The organism is Acidithiobacillus marinus (assembly GCF_002847505.1).
GTDB classification, from domain to species: domain Bacteria; phylum Pseudomonadota; class Gammaproteobacteria; order Acidithiobacillales; family Acidithiobacillaceae; genus Acidithiobacillus; species Acidithiobacillus marinus.
The window spans coordinates 82,243-100,856 of the sequence record NZ_MXAV01000053.1 but is presented as its reverse complement, the minus strand read 5'-3'; the positions used below and the strand labels follow the sequence as shown (position 1 = coordinate 100,856).

At 55.0% G+C, this 18,614-nt stretch carries 13 protein-coding genes and 2 pseudogenes; 9 read left to right on the top strand and 6 right to left on the bottom strand.

Annotation, left to right across the window (positions count from 1 at the left end; translation table 11 throughout):
- The first annotated feature begins 128 nt into the window (after nt 1-128).
- The 3 genes from B1757_RS14025 to B1757_RS15255 all read left to right on the top strand — a co-directional run bounded on the left by B1757_RS14025 (nt 129) and on the right by B1757_RS15255 (nt 3,178).
- Nucleotides 129-1,160, top strand: a complete 1,032-nt coding sequence (locus B1757_RS14025) for an IS110 family RNA-guided transposase (protein ID WP_101538909.1) — start codon at nt 129-131, stop codon at nt 1,158-1,160.
- Nucleotides 1,161-1,429: 269 nt separating this feature from the next.
- On the top strand, nt 1,430-2,950 hold the full coding sequence (locus B1757_RS14020; RefSeq protein ID WP_101536842.1) for a Do family serine endopeptidase: 1,521 nt from the start codon (nt 1,430-1,432) through the stop codon (nt 2,948-2,950).
- A gap of 66 nt (nt 2,951-3,016) precedes the next feature.
- The gene (locus B1757_RS15255; RefSeq protein ID WP_253253671.1) at nt 3,017-3,178 is read left to right on the top strand and encodes a COG4705 family protein; all 162 of its coding nucleotides are present in this window, start codon (nt 3,017-3,019) and stop codon (nt 3,176-3,178) included.
- Nucleotides 3,179-3,352: 174 nt separating this feature from the next.
- On the opposite strand, the gene B1757_RS14015 is transcribed toward B1757_RS15255, so the two are convergent.
- Genes B1757_RS14015 through B1757_RS14000 form a run of 4 tightly spaced genes read right to left on the bottom strand, consistent with a single transcriptional unit; the run spans nt 3,353 to nt 9,647 of the window.
- Nucleotides 3,353-3,910 carry a hypothetical protein gene (locus tag B1757_RS14015; protein ID WP_172437567.1) on the bottom strand — a complete coding sequence of 186 codons (558 nt, stop codon included), beginning with the start codon at nt 3,908-3,910 and terminating at the stop codon, nt 3,353-3,355.
- A gap of 22 nt (nt 3,911-3,932) precedes the next feature.
- Nucleotides 3,933-7,043, bottom strand: coding sequence for an efflux RND transporter permease subunit (locus B1757_RS14010; RefSeq protein ID WP_101538908.1), 3,111 nt, complete (start codon nt 7,041-7,043; stop codon nt 3,933-3,935).
- Entirely contained in the window at nt 7,036-8,415 is a 1,380-nt protein-coding gene (locus B1757_RS14005) for an efflux RND transporter periplasmic adaptor subunit (RefSeq protein WP_101538907.1), read from the bottom strand. Before B1757_RS14005 ends, B1757_RS14010 begins: the two co-directional genes overlap by 8 nt.
- A complete protein-coding gene (locus B1757_RS14000) occupies nt 8,412-9,647 on the bottom strand; it encodes a TolC family protein (protein WP_172437738.1) in 1,236 nt (411 codons plus the stop codon). The genes B1757_RS14005 and B1757_RS14000 overlap by 4 nt, the downstream gene beginning before the upstream one ends.
- Before the next feature lie 280 nt (nt 9,648-9,927).
- On the opposite strand from B1757_RS14000, the gene B1757_RS15250 reads away from it, so the two are divergent.
- The 5 genes and pseudogenes from B1757_RS15250 (at nt 9,928) to B1757_RS13975 (ending at nt 13,970) form a co-directional block, all read left to right on the top strand.
- Nucleotides 9,928-10,179, top strand: a complete 252-nt coding sequence (locus tag B1757_RS15250; protein WP_143484295.1) for a hypothetical protein — start codon at nt 9,928-9,930, stop codon at nt 10,177-10,179.
- A gap of 320 nt (nt 10,180-10,499) precedes the next feature.
- A complete protein-coding gene (locus B1757_RS13990; RefSeq protein WP_101538905.1) occupies nt 10,500-13,010 on the top strand; it encodes a heavy metal translocating P-type ATPase in 2,511 nt (836 codons plus the stop codon).
- A gap of 108 nt (nt 13,011-13,118) precedes the next feature.
- A pseudogene (locus tag B1757_RS16215) lies at nt 13,119-13,435 on the top strand (DUF302 domain-containing protein).
- A 61-nt stretch (nt 13,436-13,496) separates the two neighbouring features.
- Nucleotides 13,497-13,703 (top strand): CopZ family metallochaperone, encoded by a 207-nt coding sequence (locus B1757_RS13980; protein ID WP_101538904.1) that lies wholly within the window; start codon nt 13,497-13,499, stop codon nt 13,701-13,703.
- Between the two features lie 33 nt (nt 13,704-13,736).
- Nucleotides 13,737-13,970 carry a glutaredoxin family protein gene (locus B1757_RS13975; protein WP_438263629.1) on the top strand — a complete coding sequence of 78 codons (234 nt, stop codon included), beginning with the start codon at nt 13,737-13,739 and terminating at the stop codon, nt 13,968-13,970.
- A gap of 152 nt (nt 13,971-14,122) precedes the next feature.
- Here B1757_RS13975 and istA read toward each other — a convergent pair.
- Together istA and B1757_RS13965 are read right to left on the bottom strand one after the other, a co-directional pair.
- Nucleotides 14,123-14,809 (bottom strand): annotated as a pseudogene (gene istA, locus B1757_RS13970) (IS21 family transposase); the annotation flags it as partial.
- Between the two features lie 51 nt (nt 14,810-14,860).
- The gene (locus tag B1757_RS13965) at nt 14,861-15,436 is read right to left on the bottom strand and encodes a recombinase family protein (RefSeq protein ID WP_101538902.1); all 576 of its coding nucleotides are present in this window, start codon (nt 15,434-15,436) and stop codon (nt 14,861-14,863) included.
- 161 nt (nt 15,437-15,597) lie between these two features.
- On the opposite strand from B1757_RS13965, the gene B1757_RS13960 reads away from it, so the two are divergent.
- On the top strand, nt 15,598-18,603 hold the full coding sequence (locus tag B1757_RS13960) for a Tn3 family transposase (protein ID WP_101538901.1): 3,006 nt from the start codon (nt 15,598-15,600) through the stop codon (nt 18,601-18,603).
- The last annotated feature ends 11 nt before the right edge of the window (nt 18,604-18,614 follow it).

The following is an 18,614-nucleotide window of genomic DNA, read 5'->3' as shown; positions in this document are numbered from 1 at the left end:
AGATGTAATGGATGCCTCCCCCTACAGGACCGGCAGCGGGGAGCTTCATGAGGGAGTCCCCGCTTGATCCGGACGGCATCGAGGTGCCAAGGTGGAATTTTCCACAGTAAGGACAAGGAGGACTCGTCATGCAGATTACAACGTATGGATTGGATTTGGCAAAAAAGGTCATGCAATTGCACTGGGTGGACATGGAAACCGGCGAGATTCATCGCCAACAGCTGAAGCGCCGGGCGCTCCTGGAGTTCTTTGCGAACCGCGAACCGGGCATTATCGCGATGGAAGCCTGCGGCAGTGCGCATTATTGGGGCCGGGAACTCCGCAAGCTCGGCCATGAGATCCGTCTGGTGGCGGCGCAATTTGTGCGCCCCTTCTTGAAGACCAACAAAACCGATGCAGCCGATGCGGCGGCCATCTGGGAGACGGTACAACGCCCGGAGATGCGTTTTGTGGCAGTCAAAAGCGAAGCGCAGCAGTCCATTCTGGCCCTGCACCGCATGCGGGAGCAGTTGATCAAAATCCGCACCATGCAGGTGAATCAGCTCCGTGGCTTGCTGTATGAATTCGGTGCGGATCTCCCCCAGGGTCGCCAGCAGGGACTGAAAGCCGTGCCGAATGCTTTGGCCGATCTGGAAGGCACGGCATCCCCGATGATGATGGAAACGGTACGTCAGCAATTAAAGCGTCTTGACGAGATGGACCAGGACATTGCCGATATCGAGCAACGCCTGACGCTGTGGAAGAAAGGTCAGGAAGCCGTGACGCGTTTGATGGCCATCCCCGGCGTGGGGCTGCTCACAGCCACCGCCATCATTGCCACGGTGGGGGATATGAAGTCCTTTCGTTCAGGGCGGGAGTTTGCGGCGTTTCTGGGGTTGGTTCCCCGCCAGACCGGGACCGGTGGCAAAGTCCGGTTGCTGGGTATCAGCAAACGGGGAGACACCTATCTGCGCGCCTTGCTCACCCATGGGGCCCGGGCCGTTGTCAACTTCCAGATCAGGAACCGAAACCCCTGGATTGATAAACTGCTCAGTCGGCGCCCCCACAATGTGGTGGTCGTGGCACAGGCCAACAAGATGGCACGCACCATCTGGGCACTGCTGGTGAAGAATACCGAATATGTGGCCCATTATGGCAGGAATGCGGCGGCCATAGCATAACCGTTACAGAATTGTTGACGTTCAGCAAAAGGAGTTGCGCAGGCGGATAAACGATTGATGGCAAAACAGGTCAGACCGCAGGAAAGGGAACCTGAGTGGTCTCTGTCCTAATAAGGACGCTTCGGAGATGAGGACTTTCCTGGCGGATTTCATCAGGGCCAGCAGGCTGATTGTCCTGCATCAAAGGCCGGATATAAGACTGCAACCCGACCTCAACATGCCAGATATCGCAATCCTCTTGCACACATGGAGGCATCCATATAAGTCCTATGGCGAATAATCGCCCGAAAACCCTGTTGAAACGCCCGAAACTACTGATTACTGCTGTTGTTGCTGCGTGCTTTGGTTTTACCCTGGGTGCCACTGAATGGGCACAGGCCGATGCCACCCCTAGTGCACCCGCCTTATCCATCAACACCAACACCGCACCCCAACAGGCGCTGGTTGCCCTTCCCGACTTTACCCCCATCATTGACCGTTATGGTCCGGCAGTGGTCAACATCAGCAGCACCACCAATAAAGTCATTCACCAGCAGAACAATCCGTTTCCGCCAAACTCTCCTTTTTACCAGTTTTTTCAGCACTTCGGCGCACCCGGACAAGCTGGTCCCAGCCATCAGCAGCACGAAAAAATTCAATCTCTGGGGTCTGGATTTATCATCAGCCCGGATGGTTACATTGTCACCGCCGGTCACGTAGTACGGGGTGCCAATCATATTGTCGTCACCCTGACCAATCATCATGCCTATCCAGCCAAACTGATTGGACTTTCAGTACGCTACGACACGGCCCTGCTGAAAATTGATGCCAAGGATCTCCCCACGGTTCCCATCGGCAATTCTGATAACCTGAAAGTCGGCCAGTGGTTGCTGGCTGTAGGTGCGCCTTTCGGTTTTTACAATACCGTCACCCAGGGGGTAGTCAGCGCCATGAACCGGCCGCTGCCTGATGATGAATACATTCCTTTCATCCAGAGTGACGTACCGATCAATCCCGGCAACTCCGGTGGCCCGCTCTTTAACATGAAAGGCCAGGTGATCGGCATCAATGATCAGATTTATACCAATAGCGGCGGATACATGGGATTGTCTTTCTCCATCCCCATCAATACCGTCATGCGCGTGGTGCAGGACTTCAAGGACCATAAACCCATTCAGTTCGGGTACCTGGGTGTCGAAGTGCAGGATGTCACGCCGCAAATGGCCCAAGCCCTGCATCTTCAGGAACCGGTCGGCGCCCTCGTGGCTTCAGTGATGCCGGGCAGCCCCGCTGCCAAAGCTGGCATTCAGCCCGGTGATGTCATTGTGACCTATGACAGCAAACCGGTTTACAACGTCGGCCAACTGCCGCCCATGGTCGGCAACACGGTTCCGGGTACCCATGCCAGCGTCGGCATTCTTCATCATGGCGTCGCGGAAACCAAAAATGTTCTGGTCACCGCCCTGCCGAAAAACATGGATGAACAGCCCAGCAGTACCCAACCGGCAGCGCCTGCAAAGACCCTGAAAATCAGCCGGATGGATATTCATGTTCAAAATCTGACTCCAGACATTGAAAAACAACTGGATGTTCACCATGGTGTCGTGGTGGTGGGCGTCAGTGAAGGCCCGGCTGCGGAGGCGGGACTCATGCCCGGAATGATCATTCAGCAGATCAATCAGCACGATGTCCAAAATGTCAGCGACCTGGCGCGTATTGTCGCCGGGTTGCCCAAAGATCAACCCATTCCCATGTTGGTCCGTCAGGGTAAAGCGAGCATCTATGTGGTCATTACCCTGGCAAAGGACTAGCACATGATACCTCTGCACTCGTGTTGCCCCAAAAACTAAAATGGACAAAGACTCTTTCCATCCACAGTGACAAGACCATTGGGAGCCTCTTTCGCAGATTGGACAGACAAACCCCTTCAGTTCGGTGGCCTTGGTCTGGGTACGGGCCCGGTGAGCATATCGCTAACACTGGTTATTCTGATGCTGCTCATCTACTTGATAATTTACAGAGTAGATGATCCCAACTGAAATTTAGGCAATTGGTCCATCTACAGATTCTTCATGATGGAGATATAGCTGGAGTCCGACCGTAAGGTTCACTATTCGGAATGGCTCAGTATAGAGAAGGATATGGACTCCGGCAAAATTTCACGCTTTTTGAATCCAAAACAGTCTGAAATATTGAGCCCGCATCCCTGCATCTCATGAGGACATCATTCCCCGCATCATCGCAGGCATGCCCTCTTTGACAAAGCGCGTAATTTCACGCGCGTGGGCATGAATCACCTGGATCATTTCCGGATCTGATGATGTTTCTGTCACCGCCACCCCATCCTTGAGATAGTCCAGTTTTCGCTGGTATAGCGTTGGATGAGCAAACATGACGGGAACGCTTCGACTGGCCGGATAGGGGAAAGGTTGGTCTTCCGCCAGGCGCTGATACATCTGGGTCACATGTGCCTGGAGTAAAGCAACTGTATGTGGTACGGCTGAAATCGTGACCGCGTGTATCCCATTGGGCAAAAAAGTTACTTTGCGATGCACCTCTGCATGCACCTGGAACAACTCCATCCCGGTACGCATGGGTCCACGATTCTCCGGTGACATCATGGCACGCATGCCTTCGTGGTCATGGTCATTACCCTCCATCATGTTTCCCATCATGCTGCCCATACCAGAAGCATTAGCCCGGTCTGCCTGTACATAACCTGCTATAGCCAGTGCCGACAATATCGACTTCAACAACTGTCTTCTGTCCATGACATTTCTCCTTTTCTGAGTATTACCGCAATCTTAGACGACGCCGTTGCCATAAGGCATATAGAGCAGGGATAACGAGCAAGGCTAGCAGCGTTGCGCTCAACATGCCGCCGATAATAGGTGCTGCAATCCGTTTCATCATATCAGCGCCTGTGCCCTCGCTGAGCATGATGGGCAGCAGGCCCACAACGACCAGGGTAAACGTCATGGCCAGCGGGCGCAGGCGGAGCATACTTCCCTCCATGATCGCCAGCTGCAGATCGTGCCGGTTTTGCAAGGCATCGCGGGCCCGCCGATGCTGCAGAGCCTCGTCCAGATAAAGGAGCATGACTACTCCAAATTCGACGGCCACACCGGCGAGGGCGATGAAACCCACGACCACCGCTACCGAGAGCTTGTAATGAAGTACATAAACCAGCCAGAGACCACCTACCAGAGAGAATGGTAAAGTGACCAGGACAATAGCCACCTCGACCACATTACGAAAATTGAGATAGAGCAGTAAGGCTATCAGTAACAAAACCATCGGCACGACAATCTGCAAACGCTGATTGGCGCGATGCATGCTCTGATATTCGCCGACCCAGTTTATGGTATATCCCGGTGGCAGATGGACCTGATGCGCGAGCATCCGTTTCGCCCTGGCCACATAAGTGCCAATACTCGTCCCCGGTTTCAGATCAATGGTGACCCAACTGTTCAGTTGGCTATCATCACTGGTGAGCATGGCTGGCCCATTGACCATGGCTACCCGCGCCAACTGTGCGAGGGGAATCTGCGCACCATTGGGCGCTGCCACACGACTGTCCATCAGCGCTGAAAGTGATTGCCGACGATCGCGAGGATAGCGCAAATCCACCGGAAAACGTTGCACACCCTCTACGGCCGTAGTCAGGACTTTACCACCGATAGCCGTTTCCACCAGTCGGTTCACGTCGGCCACTGAAATGCCATAGCGTGCGGCGGCGGCCCGATCCGTATGGACGACGATATAACGTCCGCCGGTTACTCTGGCGGCGTACGCTGTCTGGGTACCGGACACTTTTTGGAGCACTGCTTGGACTTTCTGCCCCAGAAGACTCAAGGTAGCCAAATTCTGCCCCGTAATCTTGAGCCCGAGAGGGGTTTGCAGCCCGGTCGTCAACATGTCCACCCGCCCCTTGATGGGTTGTGTCCAGTCGTTACTCAGACCCGGAATCTGCAAGGCCTGATTCAGCTGGTCACGCAGTTTGTCCATACTGATATGGGCGGGCCAATGATCGCGCTGTTTAAGCGTGACTACCGTATCAAACATGGAAAGGGGTGATTGGTCGGTAGCAGTCTGCGCCCGTCCCGCTTCCCCAAAAACGGTTTTCACTTCTGGAAAGGTTTTGATAATGCGATCCGTCAACTGCAAAAGCGCCGCAGATTCACCGTAAGAAATGGCAGGATTCTGGGCAACGGGCATATACAGCAGCGTCCCTTCATCCAGGGGCGGCATGAGCTGGGTACCCAGTCTTTGCCAGGGATAAACGAGCGTCGCAGCCACCAGCACGGCCCCGATAACGACCAGCCAAGGGGCTTGCAATACGCCATGTATAACAGGACGATACAGGCCCGCTAACACCCGGTTTAAAGGATTCTTCTGTTCAACGGGAATCTTCCCCCGAATAAGCCAGGCCATCAGGACGGGCACCAGGGTGATAGCGAGAATGGCGGCGGCGGCAATTGCAAAGGTTTTGGTAAAAGCCAGCGGCGCAAACAATTTCCCTTCTTGTCCACCCAGCGCAAAGATGGGCAGAAAGGAAACCGCGATAATCAGCAAGGAAAAAAACAGCGCGGGGCCAACTTCCATCGCCGCTATCCAGGCAGTCTGCCAAGGATTGAGGGCTTCTCCTTTCTCCATATGTTTATGCATGTTCTCGATCATGACCACGGGCGCATCGACCATAATGCCAATCGCAATGGCGATTCCCCCAAGGGACATGATATTTGCCGGTATATCGAGAGCATACATCACGATAAAAGCGCCAAGTATACCGATCGGCAATGCAATCAGGACCACCAGCGCCGAACGGATCCGTAATAAAAACAGCAAAGTCACCAGCAGGACGGCTACACACTCTTCCAGCAGTTTGCCACTGAGCGTCTGAATGCTGCGTTGAATCAGGGGGCGCTGGCTGTACGTGGTCACTACCTTCACTCCAGCCGGCAGCGAGGCCTGCAAGCTTTTAAGTTTTTGTTGAATCTTTTGTATCAGGGCATTGGCGTTTCCCCCTTGATTCATCATGACAATGCCACCCACCACTGGACCCTGACCATTCAGTTCGGCAATACCACTGGGTAGAACCGGGCCTAATTGTACCCGTGCCACTTGCTGCAGCGTCACGGGCACGCCGTCGCGCACACCAAGCGGGGTCTGTTGTAAATCTTTCAATGAGTGAATGTAGCCGGAGGTGCGCACTATGTAGCGCGACTCTCCCATGTCCACGACGGAACCACTGGTTTCGCCATTGGCCGCACGAATAGCCACTTCGACCTGTGGCAAGGTGAGGTTGTAGGCCAGCAGACGATTAGGGAAGACAACCACCTGATACTCCTGCTCCATCCCGCCCACCGTCGCGACCTGGGCCACACCGGGAATGCCTTGCAAGGCAAATTTCAGAGACCAGTTTTGCAAGGTGGTAAGTTGTGCAAGGTTGAGTGAGCCACTGGGATCTGTGAGGGCATACTCATAAATCCAGTCCACCCCTGAGCTATTCGGCCCCAGGGCTGGGGTTACCCCGGCTGGTAACTGACCCTGGGCTTGGTTGAGATATTGCAGGACCAGATTCCGAGCCTGATAAATCGGGGTACCCCCTTTGAACAGCACGTAAACATAGGAATCCCCGAACATGGAATAGCCACGTACGGCTTTGGCACCGGGCACTTCCTGCAAAGTCGTTTCGAGGGGATAGGTGATTTGATCCTGAATGATTTGTGGAGCCTGTCCCGGATAAGAGGTTTTGACAATAACCTGAGTCGGCGAAATATCAGGAAGCGCTTCCAGTGGAATGCTCAGGATGGAGAGGACGCCGGCAACGATTACGACCAAGCCGGCAATGACCACCAACAATGGGTTGTTGAGACACCAACGCATCACGGCTTTAATCATGGCTTTTGCCTCCCATATTCATGTTGGCCATGGACGCTGGGGGAGAATTTTTGGGTTTTTCCGATACAGGCGTTGACCGGTTCTTTGCCACAACGGGCGACGCAGACTCCACTCGGGCAGTATTCGCGCCCAACATGCGCGCCCGTACGGATTGGAATTGAGATTCGGAATAGAGCAGGAACTGCGCACTTTCCACAACCCGATCGCCTCGTCGGAGGCCCTTTGGGATAGCTACCCATCCCCGGTACGCTGGCCCTAAGCGGACTTGTACCGGTAGGAAATGCCCATGACCCTCGCCGAGCATCACGAAATCGCCCTCAGAGCTATGCAGTACGGCGCTGCTTGGTACGGCCAGCGACTTCTCAGGGCGGGCTAAAATAGTGGCATCCGCGTAGGTGCCGGGGCGGAGTTTCCCCTCCGGATTGGGAACGCTCAGGCGTGCTGTAACCGTCCGGTTTTGGGCATTCAGCGTCGGATACAGGAAGCTCAAAGACCCTTTCCAGCGCTCCTCCGGGTAAGCAGGTAAATGCAGGCGGGCAGAGTCACCCGTCTGTATCCAGGGTAACTGATAGGTGTAGAGCGCCACGTTCACCCAAACCCGGTCGAGATTGGCAATTTGATAAAGTTCGGTCTGCGGTGCGATATAGCTGCCCTGATGCACGTTGAGCTTCTCGATGACGCCAGAAGCCGGCGCCCTTAATGCGACATCCCGCTCAGCATGACCGTGCAGGGCGAGTGCAGTAATCTCGTTTCTGGACATCCCGAGTAATTGCAATTTCATCCGAGCAGCCGCCAGCAGGGCGGGATCTGCCGTTCGTCCCTGTTGGCGCCGCGCAATGAGATACTCCTGCTGGGCACTGTATAATGCCGGAGAATAAATCTCGGCAAGCACCTGACCGCGTTGCACCGTGTCGCCCACCGCCCGGACACGCAACTGTTCCACCCAACCGGAGAAGCGCGGGTTCACTGAATATACTCGGTTTTCGTCCACAGCCACGGTTCCTACGGTGTGAATGGTATGACCCATCTGCCGTTCCTGAACCTGCACAAGACGGACCCCCAGGTTTTGCGCCATCTGTGAATTGATATGCAATCCCGAGGGCTTTTGTGCATTGGTGCCGGGAGCGTAGACCGGGATATAGGCCATGCCCATGTTGTCCTTCATCGGGTGATTCGAATGAATCTTGGGATTCATGGGGGAAGCCCAATAGAGAATATGGCGCTGGTCGGTGCTGTTGTTTGGGGAAAGCTGCTGGCTTTTGGTGAGATTCGGCACGGCACTGGGCGTTCGTAACCACCATGCCCCGCCGGCACCCAAGGCTACACCCAGCGCAAGGAGTCCCACAGGGAGGGTCCATTGACGGAATTTCATGACGTTGTCCTCCCTTGCGTGGTGAGGAAATCGAGCTCCGCGACACTGAGAGCGAGATCACGGCGATACTGCAGACGGGTCAGCGCATAGCGCAATACCGCATTTTGGGTGCGCAACACTGCATCCATGTGGGCCTGTCCCGAGGTGTAAGCAGCGAGTGTCGCTGAAAATGCCTGCTGTGCCTTGGGTAGTAGGTGTTCATCAGTCCGTGTCCATTCTTTTTTCAGAGCGGTATAACGGGCGAATGTGCTGCGTAACCGCTGGATCAGCACCAGGTGCTGATCGTCATAACGATATTGGGCTTGCAGTGCCTTGGCTCGGGCGGCGTCCACATTCTGAGCCTGACGGTCTTCCGGAAAGATAGGCAGGCTCAGGTTGACGCCCACAGACAACCAGTTCGGACTGCCCGGATGAAAATCCTGACCATAGGCAGCACTGACGGTAACATTGGGCCAATAGCTCCGTTGAGCGACTTGTACCCCGATTTGCGCAGCGCGCGATTGCGCCTGTGCAGAGCGCAAGAGGGGTTGCCCCAAAAGACGGGTTTCTGCGGTTCGCAAGGTTTTGGGGGACGGGAGATGCGGCCATCGGTTTTGTATGGAAGGTGGCTGCGATAGATTCAGGATCTGGGCAATTTGTGCAAGATAACGCGTTCGTTCGGCTTGTAATTTGCTGATGTCATTCGCAAGATCGTCTCGTGCCAGTTGGGCCCGGAGTACATTGGCCTCCGATCCCCGTGCGGATCGATAGAGCGCCAGTGCGGCCTGCACGCTCTCGGCTTGCAACTGTTCCTGATGCCGGACCGTCATTATGGCTTTGTTGCTATAAAGCGCTTGCAGCCAGGCGCGGCGTAACAATAAGACTAATTCGGCGGACTGGCCTTGCAGGGTGTCCGTGGCTGCTGCGGCTTCCACGCGTGTTTGTCGACCTTCCAGCCCCAGTTTACCGAAGGAGGGAAAAGTCTGACTCAGCCCCACACTCAGCATACTCATCTGCTGATGGTTCATGGAAAAACTGTTGAGGGGTAAATTTTCAGCGCCCAGAGACAAGTGCGGATCAGGCAACTGGGCTACAGATACGGCCTGATGTTTTAATTCTACTATTTTCTGGGTCAGCGCGCCGAGCCCCGGGTTTTGACGCAAGGCAATGGCTTGCGCGTCCTTCAAACTTAACGGATCAGCGCATGCTGCGGCCGTTGAAAAGCAAAGTAACATCCCGGCCAAGAGCCGCATACTGTTCTTGGCTGATAATCGTTCCAATAGATTGGCATCCATGAAAATCTCCATAGCAAATCAATGACATTATCTCCTTTGAAAAAAGGAGTGCCCACTTGCTGAGGAGAACTTAAAGGGTCAATCGTATGTGAAGAAGCGGTGGAGGATGGTAAGAGGATTCAGGGAGGAAAAAACTGGGACGATCCTTCGCGACAAACTGAGAGCGGGTCCATGTCACAGAACCAATCCACATGGGAGTCTGCACAGAGATTCCAGAAAAGCGCAATCCGCCTGGCGCATGCGTCTCAGCGCAGATCGCCATGCACTGACTACTCATCGCTTCGGAATGGGGATTCATCATCCGCATGTCCATGCCGGGGTTATCCCGGCAATAGGGCATGTTCGCCATGGACATCCCCATCATGGACATCCCGTGCATTTCAACACAGGATATACCCTGTGGCATCGCCACCGCAGCATTGCTCATCCAGGTTCCAATAAGGAACAAGGACAATATTGCCAGCGAACGAAAGTAGCGGCGAAGTTTTAACATAACTCGACCAGAAGATCTCAATCAGAGTAACTACTCTGACAACATTTTTAAAAAATGTAAAACAGAGCACATGGAGGGCGTTGTGAGGAAATGGTCAAACTCGCTTCTCCTCAGTTTCAAGTCGAAAATGTTTTCGGAATTGTATTAGTCAGTCAGTGACAGAACGTGTAGTCCTAACACAAAAAACACTCTTGACCTTGTAGTTGGCCTTAACGTTTATCATGGACCGATGGTGGTGGTAGATAGCTTTTACAGGAACCCCCTGTAATGAGGTAATCCACTAGACGTAGCGGGTATCACCGCAAGGGGACTTGTTTATGGATGAAAAAACTCGTGGACAGCTTGAGATTGGCATAGACGGGATGACCTGCGCCTCTTGTAGCGCTAGGGTGGAGCGGGCATTGGGAAAGCTGCCCGGAGTCACCTCGGCCAGTGTAAACCTGGCGACCGAGCGCGCCGAAGTATTTTTCGACCCACAGCAACTCGATGCCGCCCGCATTGCCGGAGCGATCCGCGAGACCGGCTACACACCGGTGACCGATGAGATTGATCTTGTGGTGGAGGGCATGACCTGCGCTTCCTGTGTGGGTCGCGTAGAGCGTGCACTCAGAAAGCAATCTGGTGTGCTGGAGGCTGTGGTGAATCTGGCTACCGAGCGTGCGCATGTACGCTACATCCCAGCCATGATCAGTACGGAGGAGTTGGCCAGCATTGTAAGCGCGGCGGGTTACGCCGCGCATCCTGTTCAGGAAGACGAGGGACAGGATGGCAATGAGACAGACCAGCGCCGTGCGAGTTTGCGCGCCATGGGCCGTGATGTCATCGTCGCTGCAGTGCTGGCTATGGCGATTCTGGTGTTGTCCATGGGTGCCTCCTTCTTCCCCGCTTTTGACCGCGCCCTAATGGTCACCAGCCCTTTTGCACATTTCTGGGAGTGGGTGCAGTTTGTGCTTGCCAGTATCGTGTTGTTCGGTCCCGGTAGGCGGTTTTTTAGGCCAGGACTGATCGCCTACCGTCACCTGTCGCCAGACATGAATTCCCTGGTGGCCACCGGCACGGGTGCCGCGTGGGCTTACAGCGCATTGGTGTTAGTAGCACCCGCGTGGTTTCCGCTCGATGCACGACATGTGTATTTCGATTCAGCCGCAGTCGTTATCGCAGCCGTACTCGCTGGCAAGTACTTGGAGGGGTTAGCCAAGGGCCGCACCTCATCGGCCATTCGCAAGTTGGCTGGCTTGCAGGCAAAGACCGCGCATAGGCTGGATGCAAACGGTATCGAGCACGAGGTACCGGTATCGCGACTGCGCACTGGCGAGCGCATCGTAGTGCGCCCTGGCGAACGCATTCCAGTGGACGGACGCGTAGTCGAGGGGCGCGCACATGTAGACGAGGCTATGCTGACCGGCGAACCACTGCCTTCGGTCAAGGCCATGGATGACAACGTAGTGGGTGGCACCATCTGCCAGGATGGGCGATTGGTCGTAGAGGCCACCTCCGTCGGGCATGATACGGTTCTGGCCCATATCATCCATCTGGTTGAGAGCGCCCAGACTGGCAAACTTCCAATTCAGGGGCTGACCGATCGCGCGGTCCGGGTGTTCACTCCGGTCGTATTGGCCATTGCGCTGGCAACTTTTGGCGTCTGGATCGTCTTGACAGGCAATGTCAGCATCGCACTGGTCGCGGCAGTCGCCGTGCTGGTGGTGGCTTGCCCCTGTGCCATGGGATTGGCAACACCAGCGGCGATCATGGTGGGCACCGGACGCGCGGCGGAACTCGGCGTGCTGTTTCGCAAAGGCGAGGCTCTGGAGACGCTATCGCATGTCGACACACTGCTATTCGACAAGACCGGCACGTTGACCGAAGGCCGTCCTGCCCTCGTTGATCAGGGTGGTTCCGATCCCGCTAAAGCACTGCGTCTGGCTGCAGCGCTGGAATCGGCTTCCGAACATCCGCTCGGGCGGGCTATTGTCACTGCGGCCGACGAGCGCGGTATGCACTTGCCTACGGTCAAAAATTTCCGCTCTATTGCCGGCTATGGGATCGAAGGTGAAGTGGAAGGCCGTATGGTGCGTGTTGGCGCCCGACGTTTTATGGAGCGCGAAAATGTGCTGTTGGGAGATAGTGCCGAGACTGCGGCACAAAGAGAGAATGACGGGCGCACAGTGGTGTTCGTCGCGATCGACGCAACGCTGATCGGGTGGCTCGCCATTGCCGATCGCATCAAACCGGAGGCGTATGCGGTTGTACAGGCATTACGCGCGCGTGGGCTGCAGGTGGCCATGGTCACTGGCGATGGGCGGGCTACCGCTCAGTCTGTTGCCAGGCAATTACATATCGAGCAGGTGCATGCCGAGGTGCTGCCTCAGGATAAGGCGAAAGTCGTCTCCCAATTGCAGGAACAGGGCCGCCGGGTCGCCTTCGTCGGCGATGGTATCAATGACGCTCCAGCTCTTGCACAGGCCCATGTCGGTATTGCACTGGCTTCAGGCACGGACATCGCTATCGAAGCCGCAGACGTGACCCTCACGCGCGGGCAACTCGGCGAAGTGGTCACGGCACTGACGGCCGCACGGCGCACCCTGAGTAATATCCGTGGCAATCTGTTCTGGGCCTTTTTCTACAATATTCTACTGATCCCTGTCGCGGCTGGCGTGGCCGTGCCTATCGGCATTCATCTGAATCCGATGGTAGCTGGCGTAGCCATGGGGCTGTCCTCCATCTTCGTGCTCAGCAACAGCTTACGCCTTAAACGGCTCAAGGCTTATGTACCAACGGTAACGCCGGGTGCTGTACAGAATACCGCCCTCAAACCTGCTCATTCCTGAGCGATTTGTTCAAACGAGGAGAAACCATATGGGTCAGTTCGTTTTCAGCGTACCCGCCAAGGGCGATTTTGATACCACCGTAGAGCTGGTTGAACCGAGGCCCTCAAGGTGGAAGGCTTCGGTGTGCTCACCACGATTGACGTCGCCGCGACGCTCAAGGCCAAACTGGGCATTGATGAGCGGCCTTTGTCATTCTCGGTGCTTGCAACCCGTCCTACGCTCATCAGGCGTTGGAGGCCGATCCCGACATCGGTGCCTTGCTGCCCTGCAACGTGGTGGTGCGCACCGAAGCCGATGGCAGCGTGAGCGTGGTATTCATGGATCCCGCCGCCGTACTTGGCATGGTGGAGAAGCCGCAAATAACCACGCTCGGCATTGAGGTGCGCGACAAACTCCAGCGTGTGGCTGATGCCATGCGCGGTTAAATAATATCTATTCGAGCATATTGAATAGCCCTTTTACTTCATTCGCAACAGGAGAAAACCCATGAGCGATATCCATCTGAAGATCACTGGCATGACCTGCGAGCATTGCGTGCGTGCCGTAGCGAAGGCGCTGGAAGGCGTGCCCGGCGTAGAAAAGGCGGATGTCACGCTGGAGCCAGGAGAAGCCGTAGTGCACGGTGAGGCCGACACTACCGCATTGACCGCAGCGGTCAAGGAAGAAGGCTATGTTGCGGAGGTGCGGGGCTGAAGCCCTGCACGCCGATCCGCAATGTATGATCCCGTGTTGCTTTACACGAGTCCCGGCTGCCCCGACTGCGCTGCCGTGCGCCGTTACCTCGAAGAACACCATGTCGCATATGAGGAACGTGACGTGACTGCTCCCGGCGTGGCTGAGGAAGCCAAATCACGCTATGGGGTGCGGGTCGCGCCTATCACGGTGATCGGCTGCGAGGCGTTATGGGGAACATTTGCTCATCAAAAGCCACGACTTGATGAATTGCTGACCAAGCCCTAACGAATAAGATTAGATCGTGCGAAACCACGATCTAACCCGTTTGTTTGTCGATCAACGTCATTGGTTAACCATCTTTCAGCATCAGGTTTACCACCCCATATCGTGGAATATGAATCTTTAGCTCTTTGAAATGTTTTGCATAGCAGAGTCTGGCGGGGATGGCTGGCCACCCGCTGTTGCTGGTGGAAGATTTCTACCGTCCGGGCACTGACCCGCAGGTCAACCCGCACACTGACCAGACGATAGGGTACCGAGTAAAAATGCCCCTGATAGGCCACATGGGAGTCGATACTCACCTTGGCGCTTTTCCAGAGCGCATACACATAGTCCTGTGCGGGCAAGGGCTGTAGGGCGGGCCGGTCCAAGGATTCAAAGACGCTTTGGCGGCTGCCGGGCAGGCGCTTGAAGGGCCGTTGATTGAGGTCCTCCAGCAGGCGGCGGATCTCCCTGTTGAGCTCCATCAGCGAGAAGAACTGGAAGTGGCGTAGACGCGCCAGAATCCAGCGCTCCACCACTTGTACGCCGACCTCGACCTTCGCCTTGTCCTGGGGTTTGTAGGGGCGTGTCGGAAGCACTACGGTCCCGTAATGGGTGGCCAGATCCCGATAGCTGCGGTTGATCTCGGGTTCATAGCGGGAGGCCTTGGTGACCGCCGCCTTGAGATTGTCGGGGACCAGGAGAGTCGGCACTCCGCCGAAGTACCGGAAGGCCCGGACATGGGAGCCCAGGAAGTCCGGCAGACTCTGGCTCCAGGTGGCCTCGCAGTAGGTATAGCTGGAAGCCCCCAGCACCGCCACAAAAATCTGCGCCTGCCGGATCTCGCCGGTGCCCGGGTCCAGGGGTTTGAAGTCCAATGGAACGAAAACGTACGCTAAGCTCTGAAACGTCTTTCATGATTTGCTGTCATCTGCTACCAGTTTATCCGGAGCCAGTCCTTTATAGACCGTTGAGCGACCTATTTTTAACCGCCTCGCAATTTCTGTTGCCCCTATCCCTTGCTTGTAGAGAATACGGATTTGGTCTTTGTCCACCGTGGGCTTGCGGCCAAACCTAACCCCCTTGGCTTTAGCTTCAAGACGACCCTCGTTGGTGCGTTCCAATATGCGTTGCCGTTCGGCCTGGGCCACGGCTGACAGGATGGTGACCACCATTTTGCCCATGGTTCCCTCGGTACTGATCCCGTCGTCCAGGAATCGGATGGCCACACCTATGGCGTCGAACTCCTTGATGAGCTGAATCATGTCCGCCGTGTCGCGGCCCAGCCGGTCCAATTTTTTTACCAGGATGACATCGCCTTCCTCTACCTTGAGCCGTAGCATCTGGAGGCCTGCGCGGTTCACGTGGCTGCCGGATACCTTGTCGGTAAATATCCGGTTCGCATGGACGCCTTCAGCCTTGAGGGCCTTCACCTGTACATCGAGGGACTGCTGACTCGTGGAAACCCGGGCATACCCAAAGAATCTCATGGCAAAAACTGTCTCCTAATTCGATTGATAGACCTAACGTCTACTAATTGATGGTTTAACGACTTAATGGACAGTTTATGGGGATCCTTTTATCATGTCCACAAAGTTATAAGTTTATAGACATTGAAAAGCGCGCTTATTGAACAGCTTTGGGGGAGCGCATGCCCGTCGATTTTTTAGCCTCGGAACAGAAAATCAGCTATGGCCAATTCTCTGGCGAACCGAATGAAGTTCAGTTGGCCCGTTATTTTCACCTGGATGAATTCGACCTTGCCTTCATCAACAATCGTCGCGGCAATCAAAACCGTTTCGGTGTCGCCTTGCAGTTGGGTTGCGTTCGATTTCTGGGAACCTTCCTCTCAGATCTTTCACAGATACCGGTCAACGTGCAATGGTTTGTTGCCCGGCAACTTGGCCTTGCTGATGTCGCGATCTTGTCCATTTATGCGCAACGGGAAACTACACGGCGGGAACATGCTGCTTTGATTAGAAACCAGTACCAATACCGAGAATTCACCTGGCCATGGTCATTCCGGTTGAGCCGCATACTTTACACGCGCAGCTGGATCAGCAACGAGAGGCCGAGCCTGCTTTTCGATCTGGCCACCGGCTGGCTCATCCAACATAAAATTCTCTTGCCCGGCGCTTCCACATTGACGCGCTTGATTTCAGAAATACGGGAACGGGCCACCAATCGCTTGTGGCAGCGGTTGTCAGCATTGCCAACACCAGCTCAAATCACCAAGCTTGAGAAGTTGCTTCAGATTCCAGAAGGATCAAGAACTTCCTGCTTTGACCGCTACCGCAAGGGACCGGTGACCATTAGTGGTCCCGCCTTCAATGAAGCGGTTGACCGTTACCAAGAACTGAAGGCCTTCGGCATACATGAACTGGATTTTACCGGCATTCCTCCCGTGCGCTTTAAAAATATCGCGCGTCACGCCGGTATGATTTCCATGCACAAAATAGCCAGAATGCCAGAGAATAAGCGTGCTGCCATTCTGGTTGCCTTCGTCAAGGCCTATGAGACCATCGCCCTCGACGATGCCCTGGACATCTTGGATTTACTGATTACCCATATCGCCGGGGAGGCGAAAAAGTTAGGTCAGAAGAAACGGCTGCGAACGCTGAAAGATCTGGATAAATCCGCGTTGGCTCTGGCTGAGGTGTGTGCCCTGATACTCAATGAAAGCATGCATGACGAGCTGTTGAGGTCAGCTATCTTTGCCAAATTTCCGCGTGAAAAATTGGCAGAGTCAATTGCTACCGTCCATGAACTGGCTCGCCCCTATGACCATAACTTTCAGGATGAAATGATTGAGCAGTATGGCCGGGTCAGGCGTTTCTTGCCGAAATTACTGTGTGATATCGAGTTCAAAGCGGCACCGGCAGGCAAGGCAACTTCGGAAGCGTATCAGTATCTGGCCAGCCGGCTGGAATCGCGCAAGCTGCTATTGGAAGAGGCTCCGCTGGATATCGTTTCCAATCCCTGGAAACATTTGGTGTTTGATAAAGAAGGGCGCGTGACCAAACGCGGCTATACACTGTGCTTTCTTGATAAGCTGCAAGACAGCCTGCGCCGCCGTGACATCTATCTCGAGAATAGCGACCGCTGGTGTGATCCAAGAGCCAAGTTATTGCAAGGTGCTGAATGGCAGGCCAATCGCATTCAGGTCTGCCGGTCACTTGGTCACCCACTTAATCCTCGGGAAGCCATTGATGGATTGGTACGCCAATTGGATGTCACTTACAAGCAGGTGGCCGAAAATTTTGATAACAATAAGGCGATCGAACTGGACTTGTCTGGCAAGCGGCCCACCTTAACCATTACCCCCTTCGACAAACTGGATGAGCCGCCCAGCCTAACCAGCCTCTCGCAACAGGTGGATGGCTTATTACCCAACGTAGATCTCACCGAATTGCTGTTGGAGATCCATGCCCATACCGGCTTTGCCGACGAATTTACCCATGTCAGCGAATCCAATGCCCGCGCCGAAGGCCTCACTGTTAGCGTCTGCGCGGTGTTGTTGGCGGAGGCCTGCAACATCGGTCTGGAGCCGCTGATCAAGCACCAGGTGCCCGCGTTGACCCGGTACCGACTGAGCTGGGTCAAACAGAATTACCTGCGGGCAGAGACTCTTGTGAAAGCCAATGCCAAGCTGGTGGACTACCAATCCACTTTGTCTCTGGCCAGAAAGTGGGGTGGCGGTGAAGTTGCCTCCGCCGATGGTATGCGATTTGTGACGCCTATCCGCACCATCAATGCCGGACCTAACCGAAAGTACTTTGGTTCTTGTCGTGGCATTACCTGGTACAACTTTCTTTCGGATCAGTTCTCCGGCTTTCATGGCATTGTCGTCCCTGGAACACTGCGTGATTCCATCTTTGTTCTGGAGGGGCTATTGGAACAGCAAACCGGCCTGAACCCGATAGAGGTTATGACCGACACGGCCGGTGCTAGCGATATGGTGTTCGGTTTGTTCTGGCTTCTGGGCTATCAGTTTTCACCACGCCTGTCTGATGCCGGTGAATCTGTTTTCTGGCGCGTGGACAAAGAGGCCAACTACGGTGCATTGAATGACCTGGCGCGTAATTGCGCCCATCCCCAAAAGATTGAGCATCACTGGGAAGACATGATGCGTATCGCAGGTTCTCTCAAGCTCGGTACCGTGCAGGCCTCCGATCTGATCCGATCGCTGCTGAAAAGTGATCGTCCTTCCAGTCTGGCACAAGCCATCATTGAAGCTGGCCGGATCAACAAAACCTTGTACCTGCTGAACTATGTGGATGATGAGGATTACCGCCGCCGGATATTGACCCAGTTGAATCGGGGCGAAGGCCGTCACGCAGTCGCGAGGGCTATCTGTCACGGTCAGCGCGGTGAGATACGGAAACGGTATCGGGAGGGTCAGGAAGATCAATTTGGCGTGCTGGGTTTGGTGACCAATGCTCTGGTGTTATGGAACACCATTTACATGCAAGCTGCCCTGGATCACTTACGACAACGGGGCGAGGAAGTGAAGGAAGAGGACGAAGCCAGATTATCCCCGCTCAGCTATAAGCATGTGAACATGCTGGGACACTACTCGTTTACGCTGGCAGAACAGGTGCTGAATGGCCAGCTCAGACCACTAAAGCAGCCTTCGGAGCTGGATGAATGGCCTTAGCGTACGTTTTC

Bases quoted from the DNA above. Each gene is read 5' to 3' on its own strand.
- B1757_RS14010 (WP_101538908.1), bottom strand. From the start codon at position 7,043: ATGATTAAAGCCGTGATGCGTTGGTGTCTCAACAACCCATTGTTGGTG.
- B1757_RS14015 (WP_172437567.1), bottom strand. From the start codon at position 3,910: ATGGACAGAAGACAGTTGTTGAAGTCGATATTGTCGGCACTGGCTATA.
- B1757_RS13960 (WP_101538901.1), top strand. From the start codon at position 15,598: ATGCCCGTCGATTTTTTAGCCTCGGAACAGAAAATCAGCTATGGCCAA.
- B1757_RS13990 (WP_101538905.1), top strand. From the start codon at position 10,500: ATGGATGAAAAAACTCGTGGACAGCTTGAGATTGGCATAGACGGGATG.
- B1757_RS13980 (WP_101538904.1), top strand. From the start codon at position 13,497: ATGAGCGATATCCATCTGAAGATCACTGGCATGACCTGCGAGCATTGC.
- B1757_RS14025 (WP_101538909.1), top strand. From the start codon at position 129: ATGCAGATTACAACGTATGGATTGGATTTGGCAAAAAAGGTCATGCAA.
- B1757_RS14005 (WP_101538907.1), bottom strand. From the start codon at position 8,415: ATGAAATTCCGTCAATGGACCCTCCCTGTGGGACTCCTTGCGCTGGGT.
- B1757_RS15250 (WP_143484295.1), top strand. From the start codon at position 9,928: ATGCGTCTCAGCGCAGATCGCCATGCACTGACTACTCATCGCTTCGGA.
- B1757_RS14020 (WP_101536842.1), top strand. From the start codon at position 1,430: ATGGCGAATAATCGCCCGAAAACCCTGTTGAAACGCCCGAAACTACTG.
- B1757_RS13965 (WP_101538902.1), bottom strand. From the start codon at position 15,436: ATGAGATTCTTTGGGTATGCCCGGGTTTCCACGAGTCAGCAGTCCCTC.
- B1757_RS14000 (WP_172437738.1), bottom strand. From the start codon at position 9,647: ATGCGGCTCTTGGCCGGGATGTTACTTTGCTTTTCAACGGCCGCAGCA.